At 66.1% G+C, this 12,531-nt stretch carries 12 protein-coding genes; 4 read left to right on the plus strand and 8 right to left on the minus strand.

Annotated elements, in window-relative coordinates:
* Position 1: 1 nt before the first annotated feature.
* The 7 genes from fmt to ABIE57_RS02985 all read right to left on the minus strand — a co-directional run bounded on the left by fmt (position 2) and on the right by ABIE57_RS02985 (position 6,815).
* Positions 2 to 910: a methionyl-tRNA formyltransferase gene (gene fmt, locus ABIE57_RS02955; RefSeq protein WP_354537508.1), complete on the minus strand. Its 909-nt coding sequence runs from the start codon at positions 908 to 910 to the stop codon at positions 2 to 4.
* 52 nt (positions 911 to 962) lie between these two features.
* Positions 963 to 1,259 carry a 4a-hydroxytetrahydrobiopterin dehydratase gene (locus tag ABIE57_RS02960; RefSeq protein WP_354537509.1) on the minus strand — a complete coding sequence of 99 codons (297 nt, stop codon included), beginning with the start codon at positions 1,257 to 1,259 and terminating at the stop codon, positions 963 to 965.
* Complete coding sequence (locus ABIE57_RS02965; RefSeq protein ID WP_354537510.1) at positions 1,256 to 2,443, minus strand: GNAT family N-acetyltransferase; 1,188 nt, start codon at positions 2,441 to 2,443, stop codon at positions 1,256 to 1,258. The genes ABIE57_RS02960 and ABIE57_RS02965 overlap by 4 nt, the downstream gene beginning before the upstream one ends.
* 35 nt (positions 2,444 to 2,478) lie before the next feature.
* A complete protein-coding gene (locus ABIE57_RS02970) occupies positions 2,479 to 3,246 on the minus strand; it encodes a glycerophosphodiester phosphodiesterase family protein (RefSeq protein WP_354537511.1) in 768 nt (255 codons plus the stop codon).
* A complete protein-coding gene (locus ABIE57_RS02975; protein ID WP_354537512.1) occupies positions 3,243 to 3,704 on the minus strand; it encodes a RidA family protein in 462 nt (153 codons plus the stop codon). Before ABIE57_RS02975 ends, ABIE57_RS02970 begins: the two co-directional genes overlap by 4 nt.
* Before the next feature lie 64 nt (positions 3,705 to 3,768).
* Entirely contained in the window at positions 3,769 to 5,070 is a 1,302-nt protein-coding gene (locus tag ABIE57_RS02980) for an HlyD family type I secretion periplasmic adaptor subunit (RefSeq protein WP_354537513.1), read from the minus strand.
* Entirely contained in the window at positions 5,067 to 6,815 is a 1,749-nt protein-coding gene (locus ABIE57_RS02985; protein WP_354537514.1) for a type I secretion system permease/ATPase, read from the minus strand. Before ABIE57_RS02985 ends, ABIE57_RS02980 begins: the two co-directional genes overlap by 4 nt.
* Positions 6,816 to 7,006: 191 nt before the next feature.
* Here ABIE57_RS02985 and ABIE57_RS02990 point away from each other — a divergent pair, with 191 nt between their 5' ends.
* On the plus strand, positions 7,007 to 7,798 hold the full coding sequence (locus ABIE57_RS02990) for an MlaA family lipoprotein (protein ID WP_354537515.1): 792 nt from the start codon (positions 7,007 to 7,009) through the stop codon (positions 7,796 to 7,798).
* On the plus strand, positions 7,788 to 8,393 hold the full coding sequence (locus ABIE57_RS02995; RefSeq protein WP_354537516.1) for an MlaC/ttg2D family ABC transporter substrate-binding protein: 606 nt from the start codon (positions 7,788 to 7,790) through the stop codon (positions 8,391 to 8,393). The genes ABIE57_RS02990 and ABIE57_RS02995 overlap by 11 nt, the downstream gene beginning before the upstream one ends.
* A 45-nt stretch (positions 8,394 to 8,438) precedes the next feature.
* Here ABIE57_RS02995 and ABIE57_RS03000 read toward each other — a convergent pair whose 3' ends face one another.
* Positions 8,439 to 10,568 carry a transglycosylase domain-containing protein gene (locus tag ABIE57_RS03000; RefSeq protein ID WP_354537517.1) on the minus strand — a complete coding sequence of 710 codons (2,130 nt, stop codon included), beginning with the start codon at positions 10,566 to 10,568 and terminating at the stop codon, positions 8,439 to 8,441.
* 253 nt (positions 10,569 to 10,821) lie between these two features.
* On the opposite strand from ABIE57_RS03000, the gene ABIE57_RS03005 reads away from it, so the two are divergent.
* Complete coding sequence (locus ABIE57_RS03005; protein WP_354537518.1) at positions 10,822 to 11,160, plus strand: P-II family nitrogen regulator; 339 nt, start codon at positions 10,822 to 10,824, stop codon at positions 11,158 to 11,160.
* 25 nt (positions 11,161 to 11,185) lie between these two features.
* On the plus strand, positions 11,186 to 12,520 hold the full coding sequence (locus ABIE57_RS03010; protein WP_354537519.1) for an ammonium transporter AmtB: 1,335 nt from the start codon (positions 11,186 to 11,188) through the stop codon (positions 12,518 to 12,520).
* The last annotated feature ends 11 nt before the right edge of the window (positions 12,521 to 12,531 follow it).

The following is a 12,531-nucleotide window of genomic DNA, read 5'->3' on the forward strand; positions in this document are numbered from 1 at the left end:
CTTACCCCAACCGCGTGCCCGGCGCGAGCATCATGCCGCGCAGGAACTCGGGCGCATCCTGCGCCGCGCGCCCCGCCCGTTGCAAGCGCAAAAGCCGTACCGCGCCGATGCCACAGGCCACGGTGGGGGCCGCATCCAGCACCTCTCCCGGCGCACCCTGCCCCTGCCCCGGACAAGAGGCCAGAACCTTGACCCGCTCGCCCGCGATTTCGAACCATGCGCCGGGAAAAGGCGCCAGGCCCCGGATGCGCCGGTCCACCTCCGCGGCGGGGCGTGTCCAGTCGATCCGCGCCTCGGCCTTGTCGATCTTCGCGGCATAGGTGGTGCCCTCCTCGGGTTGCGGCTCCGGCACCAGGTCCGGCAGCCGTGCCAGCGCCTCAGTGATGAGCCGCGCCCCCAGTATCGACAGCCGGTCGTGCAATTGCCCGGTCGTCTCCTGCGCTCCGATCTTCACCGCCTCGCGCAGCAGAACCGGCCCGGTATCGAGCCCCGCCTCCATCTGCATGATGCAAACGCCCGTCTCGGCATCGCCCGCCATGATCGCACGGTGGATCGGCGCGGCCCCCCGCCAGCGCGGCAAGAGCGAGGCGTGGATGTTGAGACAGCCCGCGCGCGGCGCGTCGAGGACCGCCTGCGGCAGAATGAGCCCGTAGGCCACCACCACCGCCACATCGGCCCCAAGCGCGGCAAAGTCCGCCTGCGCCCCGGCGTCCTTCAGGCTGACCGGGTGGCGCACCGGCAAGCCGAGCGCCTCGGCGCGCGCCTGCACCGGGCCGGGGCGATCCTTCTTGCCACGGCCGGCCGGACGCGGCGGCTGGCAGTAAACCGCCGCCACCTCATGCCCCGCCGCCACCAGCGCATCGAGCACCGGCACCGAAAAATCCGGCGTCCCCATGAAGATCACGCGCATCCGGGCCCTTTCACCGTCCTTCATCGTTCCGCAAATACTCAAATCCGGCGGCTCAGCCCGCGAGCCCGTCCATCTTGCGCGCAAGCTTCACGTCAAGCGCGCTCAAGCCCCCCACGTCATGGGTGGCAAGCGTCACCTCCACCGTCTTGTAGACGTTGAACCATTCGGGATGGTGGTTCCACTTCTCGGCCCAGAGTGCCGCGCGCGTCATGAAGCCCATGGCCTCGACGAAATCGGCGAAGTGATAGGTCTTGGTGATCGCGTCGCGCCCCTCGACCATGGCCCAGCCGTTTTCCAGAAGCGGTTGAAGCGTGGTCTTGCGCGCGGTATCGCTGAGTTTCTCGGTCATTCGTGATCCTCCATGACGGTCCTGCGAAACGGACCATACCCGGTCAATATGTCGATTTCCTCGTCAACGGCGGCGCGCTCGGCGTCGAGATACTGCGCCACCGCCTCGGCAAAGCCCGGATCGCGCAGCCAGTGCAGCGAATGGACGGGCCGGGGCAGGTAGCCGCGTGCCAGCTTGTGCTCGCCCTGCGCCCCAGCCTCGACCCTTTGCAGCCCGGTTTCAATGGCAAACGCGATGGCGCGGTAATAGCACAACTCGAAGTGAAGGCAGGGGTGATCCTCGATGCAGCCCCAGTAACGGCCATAAAGCGCCGAGGCGCCGATCAGGTTCATCGCACCCGCCACGGGGCGGCCGCCGCGTAGCGCGAGCAAAAGCAGAATATCCCCCCGGAGCCGCTCATGCGCCAGATCGAAGAAGGCGCGGCGCAGATAGGGCGTGCCCCATTTGCGCGCGCCGGTGTCCTGATAGAAGGCCCAGACCGCCTGCCAGTGTTCGGGGCGGATGGCATCGCCGGTCAGCGCCACGATCTCGCCTCCGAAGGCGTTGGCGCGGGCGCGCTCCTTGCGGATGGCCTTGCGCTTGCGCGACGAGAGATCGGCAAGGAACGCGTCGAAACTGCCATAGCCGCGATTTTGCCAGTGATATTGCTGTGTGCGGCGCGCGAGATAGCCCGCCACCTCGCCCGCCGCCACCTCTTCACCCGTGCAGAAGGTCAGGTGGACCGAGGAGACCCCGTGCCGCTCCGCCACGTCCCGCGCCCCTTGCAGGAGTGCCGCGCGCCCCGCCGCCTCGAACCCCGGACGCGCCAGAAGCCGCCGCCCCGTCACCGGCGTGAAGGGCACCGCACCTTGCAGCTTGGGGTAATAGCGCCCGCCCGCGCGTTCATAGGCATGGGCCCAGCTATGATCGAAGATATATTCGCCCTGACTGTGGGATTTGACATAGAGCGGGGCGACGGCGATCACCGTGCCGCCTGCCTCGGCGCGCATGTATTGCGGTTGCCAGCCTGTGCCGCGCCCGACCGAGCCGCTATCCTCCAGCGCCGAGAGGAACCGGTAGGTGGTGAACGGATCCTCTGGCCGCGCACCGCCCGCCGCCTCGGGGCAGGCGCACGCGTCCCAGTCGGCCGCGCCGATCTCGGCGATGCGGTCATGGAGCGTTATGGTGATCGCGGTGTCGGTCATGCCGACTGTCCTATCTGGCGCGCGGGCGCTGTGGATCAAGCGGGGATGTCCGCCAGATACCGCTCGAACGTGATATTGTCCGCCACCTGTCGCGCGCGCGCCTCCGTCTCGCGGCTGCGCACGGTCCAGCACAGGATCGCGGCCCCCTGCGCGCGCAATTCGGCAAGGCGCGGATTGGCAAGGTCGGTTACGTCATGGCTGACAAAGCTGGCACCCGCCCGGTCGTAATCGGGAATGCTGCGCAGCCGCGCGCGGGTCTCTTCGCGCAGAAGCGGCCAGTCCTCGGGCGTATAGGCGCAGGTGACGATGCCGCGCGCCCGCTCTGGTGCAAGATCGGCCATCGCTACCACCATCTCGGGGTTGAACGACATGAGCGCGACCAGCCCCTTGTAACCGACGAGCGCCTCTGCGGTGGCCGCTTCGAGCACACCATCGGTCACACCCATCTGGCCGTGCTGGTCCTTCAACTCGATCAGGAGCGGCACGCGGCCCGCCACCAGCGCCAGCACCTCGGGCAGGTCAGGGATGCCCTCATCGCCGCCCTTTAGCGGGATTTGCGCCAGCTCTGCCGCATCGCGCGCACGCACCGGCCCCGTCTCGGGCGTGAGCCGCCCGAGATCGTAGTCGTGAAACACCATGGCGCGCCCATCGCGGCTCGTTTGCAGGTCGATCTCGATGCCATAGCCCGCCGCAATCGCCGCGCGGATCGCCGCGCGCGAGTTCTCGGGCCGGCCCGCCGTCACATCGTGGAGCGCGCGATGCGCAATCGGCAAGCGTCTGAACGCTTCGGGCAGGGCGCTCATTTGATCTGGAAGATCCCGTCGATCTCGACCGCCACGCCAAAGGGCAGCGAGGCGGCGGAGACGGCGGCGCGCGCGTGCTTGCCCGCGTCGCCCAGCGCCTCGCCCAGAAAATCCGACGCGCCGTTGATCACCGCCGGTTGCTGGGTGAAATCGGCGGTCGAGTTGACAAAGCCCGTGAGCCGCACGACCCGCACCAGCCGGTCCAGATCACCGCCGCAGGCCGCCTTGACCTGTGCCAGAAGCGCAATCGCGCAGGCCCGCGCCGCCGCCGCGCCGCCCGCCACGTCCATGTCGGCACCAAGCTTGCCGGTCATCAGCGTGTCGCCATCCTTGGCGACCTGACCCGAGACATAGAGCATGTCTCCCACCTGAACGAAAGGCACGTAATTGGCGGCGGGTGCCGGGGCCTCCGGCAAGGTCACGCCCATCTCGGCAAGTCTCGATTCAAACTGGCTCATGTCGCTGTCTCCTGTCGCGGTCCGCGCGCACGCTAGCGGCGCGCGCGGGCAATGAAAAGCCCCCTCACTCGCGGAACGCCTTGGCAAGATAATCGGTGAAGGGCTTGACCAGATAGGCAATCGGCGTGCGGTCCTCGGTGCGGATGAACGCCTCCACCGGCATCCCCGGCACCAGCGTCACGCCCTCGGGCAGCCGCTCCATCTGGCCCTCCCTGAGGACGATCTCGGCCCGGTAATAGGGCACGCGCGTCGCCTGATCCTCGAAGGCGTCAGCGGAGATCTGCACCACCTCGCCAAAAAGCTCCGGCGTGGTGCGCTGATCCAGCGCGGAAAACCGCAGCGTCACCTCCTGGCCGAGAGTGAGCTTGTCGATGTGGATCGTGTCCACCTGCGCGTTGATGACGAGCGGGCGATCCTGCGGGATGATGTAGAGCAGCGGTTCGGCGGGGCGGATCACCGAGCGGCGGGCAAAGACCTGAAGATCGTAGACAATGCCCGATACCGGCGCGGTGATCTCCAGCCGCTCCATCTGGTCGAGCAGCGCACGGCGCTGTTCGCGCAGTTCAAGCTCGCGCACCTGCAAATCCCGCAAGGTGGTGATCGCCTCCTCGCGCCGGTCGGTGCTCAGCCGGAGGATTTCAAGATCAAGTTCGGTGATACGCCCCTCGGCCTGCGCCTTTTGCGAGGTCAGCTCGCCCATGGTCCCGTCAAGCCGCGCCGCCTCGCGTTGCAGCGCCAGCACCCGCGACGCCTGCGCCAATCCGCGATCCAGCAGCGTTTGCTGATCGGCAAGCTCGCGGGCGATCAAATCCGACTGCCGGTCAAGCGCCACCTTCTGCGCCTCGATCCCGGCGATCTGATCGACGGTCTGCTCGCGCCGCTTGCCAAGCTGCTCGATGCGCGCGGCGATGGTCTCGGCGCGGGCGGCCATGAGCATCTCCTGGCCGCGCACGAGCGCGGCCGCGTCCTCGTTGACAGCCGTCAACTCCAGAAGCAACGGATCGAAGCGGAGCGTGTCGCGCCCGTCGCGCTCGGCCTCAAGGCGCGCACGACGCGACATCAGTTCGGCCACCTGCGTTTCGACAATGGCAAGCCGCGACGCAAGTTCCGCCGGGTCGAGCCGCAAGAGGGGTTGCCCCTCCGCGATCCGGTCGCCTTCCTTGACCACGATCTCGGCCACCACGCCGCCATCGGGATGCTGCACCACCTGCCGGTTCTGATCCACCTCGATGCGCCCCGAGGCGATGACCGCGCCGGAAATCTGCGTCAGCCCGGCCCAGGTGCCGAACCCGCCAAGCAGAACGACAAGGCCGATGAGCCCTGCCACCAGCGGGCCACGCGCCGACCAGGCTGCGGGCGCACTCATTGCATTCCCCCCTGCGCGCGTGCGCCCTCGGCCTCGGCCAGCGTCTCGTGGTTCTTGACCACGCTTTTCAGCACCTCATCGCGCGGACCAAAGGCGCGGGCCTGACCCTGTTCCAGCATCAGGAGCAGGTCACATTCGCGGATCACCGCCGGGCGATGCGCCACCACGACAACGGCGCGCCCCGAGGATTTGAAACCGCGAATCGCGCGGTTGACCGCCTCGCTGCCGGCATTGTCGAGATTGGCGTTCGGCTCGTCGAGCACGAGGATCACCGGATCGCCATACATCGCCCGCGCCAGCCCGATGCGCTGCATCTCGCCGCCCGAGAGCCGCCCGCTCGCGGCACTCACGCGGGTGTCATAGCCATCGGGCAGCTTGAGGATCATCTCGTGGGCATCGGCGCGTTTGGCGGCCTTGACCACCTCGGCATCGTCGGGCGCGGACGCAAGCCGGGCGATGTTCTCGGCGATGGTGCCGTCGAAAAGCTGAACCCGCTGAGGCAGATAGCCGATCAGCCCGCCCAGAACCGATGGCGCGTACTGATCGAGCGCCGCCCCGTCAAGCCGGATGGACCCCGCCGCAGGCCGCCAGACGCCGGTGAGCGCGCGCGCCAGCGTCGATTTGCCCGCCCCCGACGGGCCGATGATGCCAAGCGCCTGACCGGGCGCGACCATGAAACTCACGCCGCGCAGCACCGGCACGCTCTCGCCCGGCGGCAGCACGGTGATCTGTTTGACCTCCAGAGCCGCCTTGGGCCGCGGCAGCGCGGTGCGCGGGGCCTCGGGCGGGACCTCGCCCAGCAACTCGGCCAGATTGTCCCATCCCTGCATGGCGCGTTGCACCATCGGCCATTGACCGATGGCCATCTCGATGGGGGCAAGTGCGCGCCCCAGAAGGATCGAGCCCGCGATCATGGCGCCCGGTGTCAGCTCGCCGCGCAGCACCAGAAACGCCCCCACCCCCAGCATCGCCGATTGCAAAAGCAGCCGGAACGCCTTGGACCCGCTCGTGAAGGTGCCGCCCAGATCGGCGGCGCGGACCTGTTCGCGCAATCCCACATCGCGGATCTTCTGCCAGCGGTCAAAAGCGGCGTCGCGCATCCCCATTGCCTGCACCATCTCGGCCTCGAGCCGGAGCCGGTCCGATTCGGCTTCGGACTGCATCCCGGCCATGCCCGCGCGTTGCGACGGGTGGCGCGTGACGGCCTGATTGACCATCGTCACCAGGATCAGCAGCGCCCCGCCAAGAATGGCAAGCATCCCGAGCCAGGGATGAAACACCCAGATCGCGGCGATGAAGACCGGGGCCCAGGGCATATCGAAAAGCGCCAGCAGCACCGGCGCACTCATCAGGCGCTGCACCGATTCCAGATCACGCAGCCCGCTTGCCGTGCGCGGATCGGGGGTCAGGGCCGACTTGCGGATCACCGCATCAAAGACCCGCCGGTCAAGCGCCGCCTGAAACCGCGCGCCAACCCGCGCCATGATCCGCCCGCGCGCGAAATCGAGCACACCCATGACCGTGTAAAGGAACACAACAAGGATCGAGAGCGCGATCAGCGTCTCCACCGACCGGCTGGAGAGCACGCGGTCATAGACCTGCAACATGTAGATCGGTCCGGTCAGCATCAGCAGGTTGGCGAAGACGCTGAAAATACCGACGAACCAGTAAAGCCCGCGGCTCTGGCGACGCACGCCGCGCAATTCCGCACGCCCGGCCTCGATCCTCGTTTTCTCAAGTCGCATTTCTGCTCATCTTGTTCTAGTCTCGGGCAATGACAGTTTGAACACGAATTTTTGTGATCCGTCCATACGTTGCCTGTCGCCATTCTGCCACAGGAATGTGAAGGATGTGATATCAATACTGGGTTTGAACCAGGATTCGGATATGTAACGCCAATGATGACTCAGAGCCTGTGGATATGACCTTGCCGACAATGACATTCCCTCTCCAGCGCCGTTTTGCCGGGATGGTCTCGATGCTTTGCCTCGTGCTTGTGGCGGCCTGTGCGACGCCTGACGCGGCCAGCCGCGACGTGTTCGACCCTCATGAGGCCGAGAACCGGCGCATGCACGAGTTCAACCGCGGGTTCGACCGCTCGCTTTTGCGGCCCGTGGCGCATGCCTACGCCACGGCAGTGCCCGACGATATCGAGACGGTGGTCATCCGCTTCGCCGAGAACCTTTCGTTGCCCGCCGATGTCGTGAACAACGTGCTGCAACTCAACATGCGCGCGGCCTTCCAGGACACGGCGCGCTTTGTCGTCAACACCACTGTCGGGCTTGGCGGCTTCTTCGATCCGGCAAGCGAGATGGGGATGGCGGCGCCCTCCAACACGGATTTCGGCCAGACGCTGCATGTCTGGGGCGCGCGTGAAGGGGCCTTTATCGAACTGCCCGTGATTGGCCCGTCGACCACGCGCGACACCTACGGAATGTTCGTCGATCTCTTCACCAACCCGCTCACGTATGTGATCGACTCTCCCGAGAGCCTCGCCGGCACCGCGGCAGGCGTTGCCTCGGGCCTGTCACGGCGCGATAAATTCTCTGATACGATCGATCAGATTCTCTATGAAAGCGCGGATAGTTACGCGCTGTCGCGGTCGATCTTCCTGCAAAATCGCCGGTTCAAACTTGGCGGCACCGACGACGATACCTATACTGATCCCTATGACGGAGCGGGCGGTGCGCCAGCATCCGCCCTAGTAGAGGACCCGTATGATGAATGATTTTACCCGTCGCCGCCTGCTTCTGACCGGCACCGCCGCGCTTGGCCTGAGCGGCGTAGCGCTGCCTGCTTTAGCCCTGACCGAGGCGCGCGCGCGCGCCCTCATCGATCAGGTCGTTTCCGATATCAACGGCGTGATTTCCACGGGCAAGCCCCTGTCTCGGATGGTCTCGGACTTCGAGCGCATCTTCTCGCGCTACGCCGATGTCAACATCATCGCCCGCTCGACCCTTGGGGCTGACGCCAATCGTGCCTCCGCATCGCAGTTGCGCGCCTATACCGAGGCGTTCCGCGGCTATGTCGCGCGCAAATACGGCAAGCGCTTCAACGAGTTCATCGGCGGGCGCATCGAGGTGCAAGGCGTGCGGCAGGTCAAGTCCTGGCACGAGGTCAAGTCGATAGCCTATCTGCGCGGCGAATCGCCTTTCGAGGTAAATTTTCTGGTCTCCGACCGCTCGGGCAAGGACCTGTTCTTCGACATGATCATCGAGGGGATCAGCCTGCGGCTGAGCGAACGCACAGAGATCGGTGCCATGCTCGACCGGCGCAACGGCGATATCAATGCGCTGATCGAGGACATCAAGCGCGCAGGCTGACCGCCCCGGAAATTCCGCGAAACGGCACCCCTTCGGGTGCCGTTTTCAATTGCCGAAGATGCTGCGCAGGATGTTCTCGATGGGGTTGCCGCTTGTCACCGGCGCGCGGTGCTGCGGGACAGGCGCGGGCGCGGGCGCAGGCCGGGGGGCAGGGCGCAGCATCGGCAGGGGGCGCGGCTCCAGCCCCTCATGCACGCGCAGCATCGTCTCGCGCCAGATTTCCGCCGGCAGGCCACCGCCGGTCACGCCCTTGAGCGGCGTGTTGTCATCATACCCCATCCAGACGCCCGCCACGTAATCGGCGGTGAAGCCCAGGAACCACGCATCGCGCGCCGCCTGCGTGGTGCCGGTCTTGCCCGCCGCCTCGCGCCCCGGCAGGCGCGCGCGCGCGCCGGTGCCGGTCTCGATCACCTTGGTCATCATGTAGATCAGTTCGCGCGCCGCCTCCTCGCGGATCACCCGCTCGCCGATGCCGCTCTGCCGGGTCATCAGCGGCGCGTCCTCGCCCATCAGGCGCAACTCGGTCAGGCCATAGGGCGTGACCGAGGAGCCGCCGTTGAGAATGCCCGCATAGGCCCCGGTCATCTCGATCAGCGTGCTTTCCGAAGCTCCGAGCGCCAGCGCGGGCCCGGCGGCCAGATCGCTGTCGATGCCGAAATCCGAGGCAACCTTGCGCACCAGATCGCGCCCGACGCTTTCCGATATCTTGACCGCCGGAATATTGATGGATTGCGCCAGTGCCTGCGTCAGGGTCACCCGGCCCTTGAAATCGCGGGTATAATTCTCCGGGCACCAACGGCCGGAGCCAGGGATATTCAGGCAATAAGGTTCGTCCACCACCTCCGAATCGTAGCTGTAACCGAGTTCAAGTGCCGTGGCGAAGACGAAGGGCTTGAAGGCCGAGCCGGTCTGCCGCCGCGCCTGCGTGGCGCGGTTGAAGGCCCCGATCACGGTGGTGTCGCGCCCGCCCACCATCGCGCGCACAGCACCATCGGCGCTCATCACCACGATGGCCGCCTGCGCCTTGGAACCCTCTGACACCTTCTCGTCGAAAACCGCGCGCAGCGCCTCTTCCGCCGCGCGCTGAAGCCGTTGGTCAAGCGTGGTGCGGATCACCACATCCTCGGTGGTGTCGCGGGTCAGGAATTCCGGTCCCGAGGCCATGATCCAGTCGGCGAAATACCCGCCCGCGCGCCGCTCTGCCGCCTCGGACAGTTGTGCCGGATTGGCCAGCGCCACGGCGGCGTCGGTATCGCCCAGATAGCCCTGATCCTGCATCAGCCGCACCACCACCCGCGCGCGGTTCTGCGAGCGTTCCAGATTGGCGGTCGGCGCAAGTGTGGAGGGCGCGGTCAGAAGCCCCGCGATCATCGCCCCTTCGGCGGGCGAGAGATTGGCCGATGATTTGCCGAAATAACGCTGCGCGGCCGCCTCGGCCCCGTAGGCCCCGCCGCCCAGATAGGCGCGGTTGAGATAGATCGTGAGGATCTGATCCTTGGAATATTTCGCCTCCATCGCCAGTGCATAAAGCGCCTCACGCCCCTTGCGCAGCAGTGAGCTTTGCCGACAATACGACACATAGGCGGCCTCGCTCTCCCATTTCTCGGCGTCATAGTTCTGACCGAAACACAAGAGTTTCGCGGTCTGCTGCGTGATGGTCGAGCCGCCATTGCCCTCGAGCGGCCCGCGCCCCTCGCGCAGGTTGATGCGGATGGCGCTGGCGATGCCGATGGGGTCGATGCCCGGATGCAGGTAAAAGCGGCGATCCTCGGTGGCAATGACGGCGTTCTTGAGGTGCGGACTGACCGTATCCGCCGTCACCACCCCGCCGAACTGGTCGCCGCGCCAGGCAAAGACTTCGCCCTCGCGGTCGAGGATCGTGACCGAGCCGCGCGCGCGCCCGTCAATGAGCGCCTGATATTCCGGCAGACCTGTGTAGAGATAGGCCACGGCCATGCCCACGACGAGAAAGAGCACCGCCGTCACCCGCCAGCCGATGCCCCAGACGATCCGCCAGACGAAGCGCAGGATCGCCGCAATAAACCGCACGACCGGGTTGCGCGACCGCGCCGCGCGGCGCGGCTTGCGGGCGGGCGTCTTGCGCGGGGCGGGCTTGGCGGCCCTTGTGCGTTTCGGCGCCACGAGTGGCGGTTTGCGTCGTCCTGTCGTGCCCATTGCCCTGCCCGGCCCTGTCGTTGAAGCCCTACTCTACCGCGCCCTGCGCCGGATGTAGAGACCCGGTATCGCGCCGCTGCGTTCCACTGTTGCACAAATTTCAATCACATCATCTGATATGCCTATATTTTGCGCATCAAGGCGGGAAATCGCGCCCGTGCCCCCCGGCTTTCCCTTCCCCAAACGCCCCACACCGATTTTGCTGCACCTGCAAAGCGCACGGATCACGCGCGCCCAAGGGAAAGGGGAAGACGTGAAACTCATCATCGCAACGATCAAACCATTCAAGCTCGAGGAGGTTCGCGAGGCGCTCACCGGCATCGGTGTGCGCGGCATGATGGTCACCGAGATCAAGGGCTTTGGCGCACAGTCGGGCCATACCGAGATTTATCGCGGGGCCGAATACGCCGTGAACTTCGTGCCCAAGATCAAGCTCGAGGTGGCCGTGACCGACGGCCTCGCCGATCAGGTGGTCGAGACCATCGCCCGAGCCGCGCGCACCGGCAAGATCGGCGACGGCAAGATCTTCGTGCTCGATCTCCAGGAAGCCCTGCGCGTGCGCACGGGCGAAACCAATGACGACGCGCTCTGAGTTGCGCGAGGGAAAGGACAAGAAAATGACCCTGAAAAAGACACTAGGCATCGCCGCGTTGGTGGCGCTCCTGCCCGGCCTTGGGCTGGCGCAGGAGGCGGCGGAGGCGGTCGAGGCCGCGCCCGACATCAACCCCTATATCTTTACCACGCTGCTGTTTCTCATCGGCGGGTTTCTGGTGTTCTGGATGGCGGCCGGCTTTGCCATGCTCGAGGCAGGCCTCGTGCGCTCCAAGAACGTGACCATGCAGCTCACCAAGAATATCGCGCTCTTTTCCATCGCCGCGATCATGTATTGGCTGATCGGGTTCAACCTGATGTATCCCGGCGATGGCTGGTGGATCGCGGGCTGGATGGGGCCGTGGTTCTCGATCACCGCGCTGGAGCCGGTGGGGCTCGAGGCGGCGGCGGCCTCGCTTGATTATGCCTCTGTCGGTTCGGACTTCTTCTTTCAGTTGATGTTCTGCGCCACCACCGCCTCGATCGTGTCGGGCACGCTGGCGGAGCGCATCAAGCTGTGGCCGTTCCTCATCTTCGTCGTGGTGCTGACCGGCGTGCTCTATCCCATCGAAGCATCGTGGCAGTGGGGCGGCGGCTGGCTGTCGGAGGCGGGTTTCGCCGATTTCGCGGGCTCCACCCTCGTTCATGCCGCAGGCGGGTTCGCGGCGCTAGCGGGCGCGCTCATCCTCGGGCCGCGCATCGGCAAGTATTCCAAAGAGGGCCGCGTCATCCCGATCCCCGGCTCGAACCTTGCACTGGCGACGCTCGGCACGTTCATCCTGTGGCTGGGCTGGTTCGGCTTCAACGGCGGCTCACAGCTGGCCATGGGCACGGTCGGTGACGTGACGGATGTCAGCCGCATCTTCGCCAATACCAACATGGCCGCCGCCGCCGGTGCCGTGACCGCGCTCATCCTCACGCAGGTGATGTATAAAAAGCCCGACCTCACGATGGTGCTCAACGGCGCGCTGGCGGGTCTGGTGTCGATCACTGCCGAACCGCTGGCGCCCTCGCTCTTCGGGGCACTGTGGATCGGGGCCATCGGTGGCGTGATCGTCGTCATCACCGTGCCGATGCTCGACCGCATGAAGATCGACGACGTCGTGGGCGCGATCCCGGTGCACCTCATTGCGGGCATCTGGGGCACGCTGGCGGTGCCGTTCTACAATGGCGATGCGAGCTTTGGCACGCAGATCCTCGGCATCGCGGCGATCGGCGGATTTGTCTTCGTCGCCTCGCTGGTGGTCTGGCTCATCCTAAAGGCGACCATGGGCATCCGCGTGGGCGAGGAAGAAGAGATCAACGGCCTCGACATGGCGGAACTGGGCATGGAGGCTTACCCCGAATTCTCCAAGGGCTGATCCCTCTCTCC

This window comes from Roseovarius sp. MBR-6, from assembly GCF_040547525.1.
In the GTDB taxonomy this organism is placed as follows: domain Bacteria; phylum Pseudomonadota; class Alphaproteobacteria; order Rhodobacterales; family Rhodobacteraceae; genus Roseovarius.

Excerpts from the sequence above, each read along its gene's own strand:
- ABIE57_RS02995 (WP_354537516.1), top strand. The coding sequence starts at position 7,788 with ATGATGAATGATTTTACCCGTCGCCGCCTGCTTCTGACCGGCACCGCC.
- ABIE57_RS02980 (WP_354537513.1), bottom strand. The coding sequence starts at position 5,070 with ATGAGTGCGCCCGCAGCCTGGTCGGCGCGTGGCCCGCTGGTGGCAGGG.
- ABIE57_RS02985 (WP_354537514.1), bottom strand. The coding sequence starts at position 6,815 with ATGCGACTTGAGAAAACGAGGATCGAGGCCGGGCGTGCGGAATTGCGC.
- fmt (WP_354537508.1), bottom strand. The coding sequence starts at position 910 with ATGCGCGTGATCTTCATGGGGACGCCGGATTTTTCGGTGCCGGTGCTC.
- ABIE57_RS02960 (WP_354537509.1), bottom strand. The coding sequence starts at position 1,259 with ATGACCGAGAAACTCAGCGATACCGCGCGCAAGACCACGCTTCAACCG.
- ABIE57_RS03000 (WP_354537517.1), bottom strand. The coding sequence starts at position 10,568 with ATGGGCACGACAGGACGACGCAAACCGCCACTCGTGGCGCCGAAACGC.
- ABIE57_RS02970 (WP_354537511.1), bottom strand. The coding sequence starts at position 3,246 with ATGAGCGCCCTGCCCGAAGCGTTCAGACGCTTGCCGATTGCGCATCGC.
- ABIE57_RS02975 (WP_354537512.1), bottom strand. The coding sequence starts at position 3,704 with ATGAGCCAGTTTGAATCGAGACTTGCCGAGATGGGCGTGACCTTGCCG.
- ABIE57_RS02965 (WP_354537510.1), bottom strand. The coding sequence starts at position 2,443 with ATGACCGACACCGCGATCACCATAACGCTCCATGACCGCATCGCCGAG.
- ABIE57_RS03010 (WP_354537519.1), top strand. The coding sequence starts at position 11,186 with ATGACCCTGAAAAAGACACTAGGCATCGCCGCGTTGGTGGCGCTCCTG.
- ABIE57_RS02990 (WP_354537515.1), top strand. The coding sequence starts at position 7,007 with ATGACATTCCCTCTCCAGCGCCGTTTTGCCGGGATGGTCTCGATGCTT.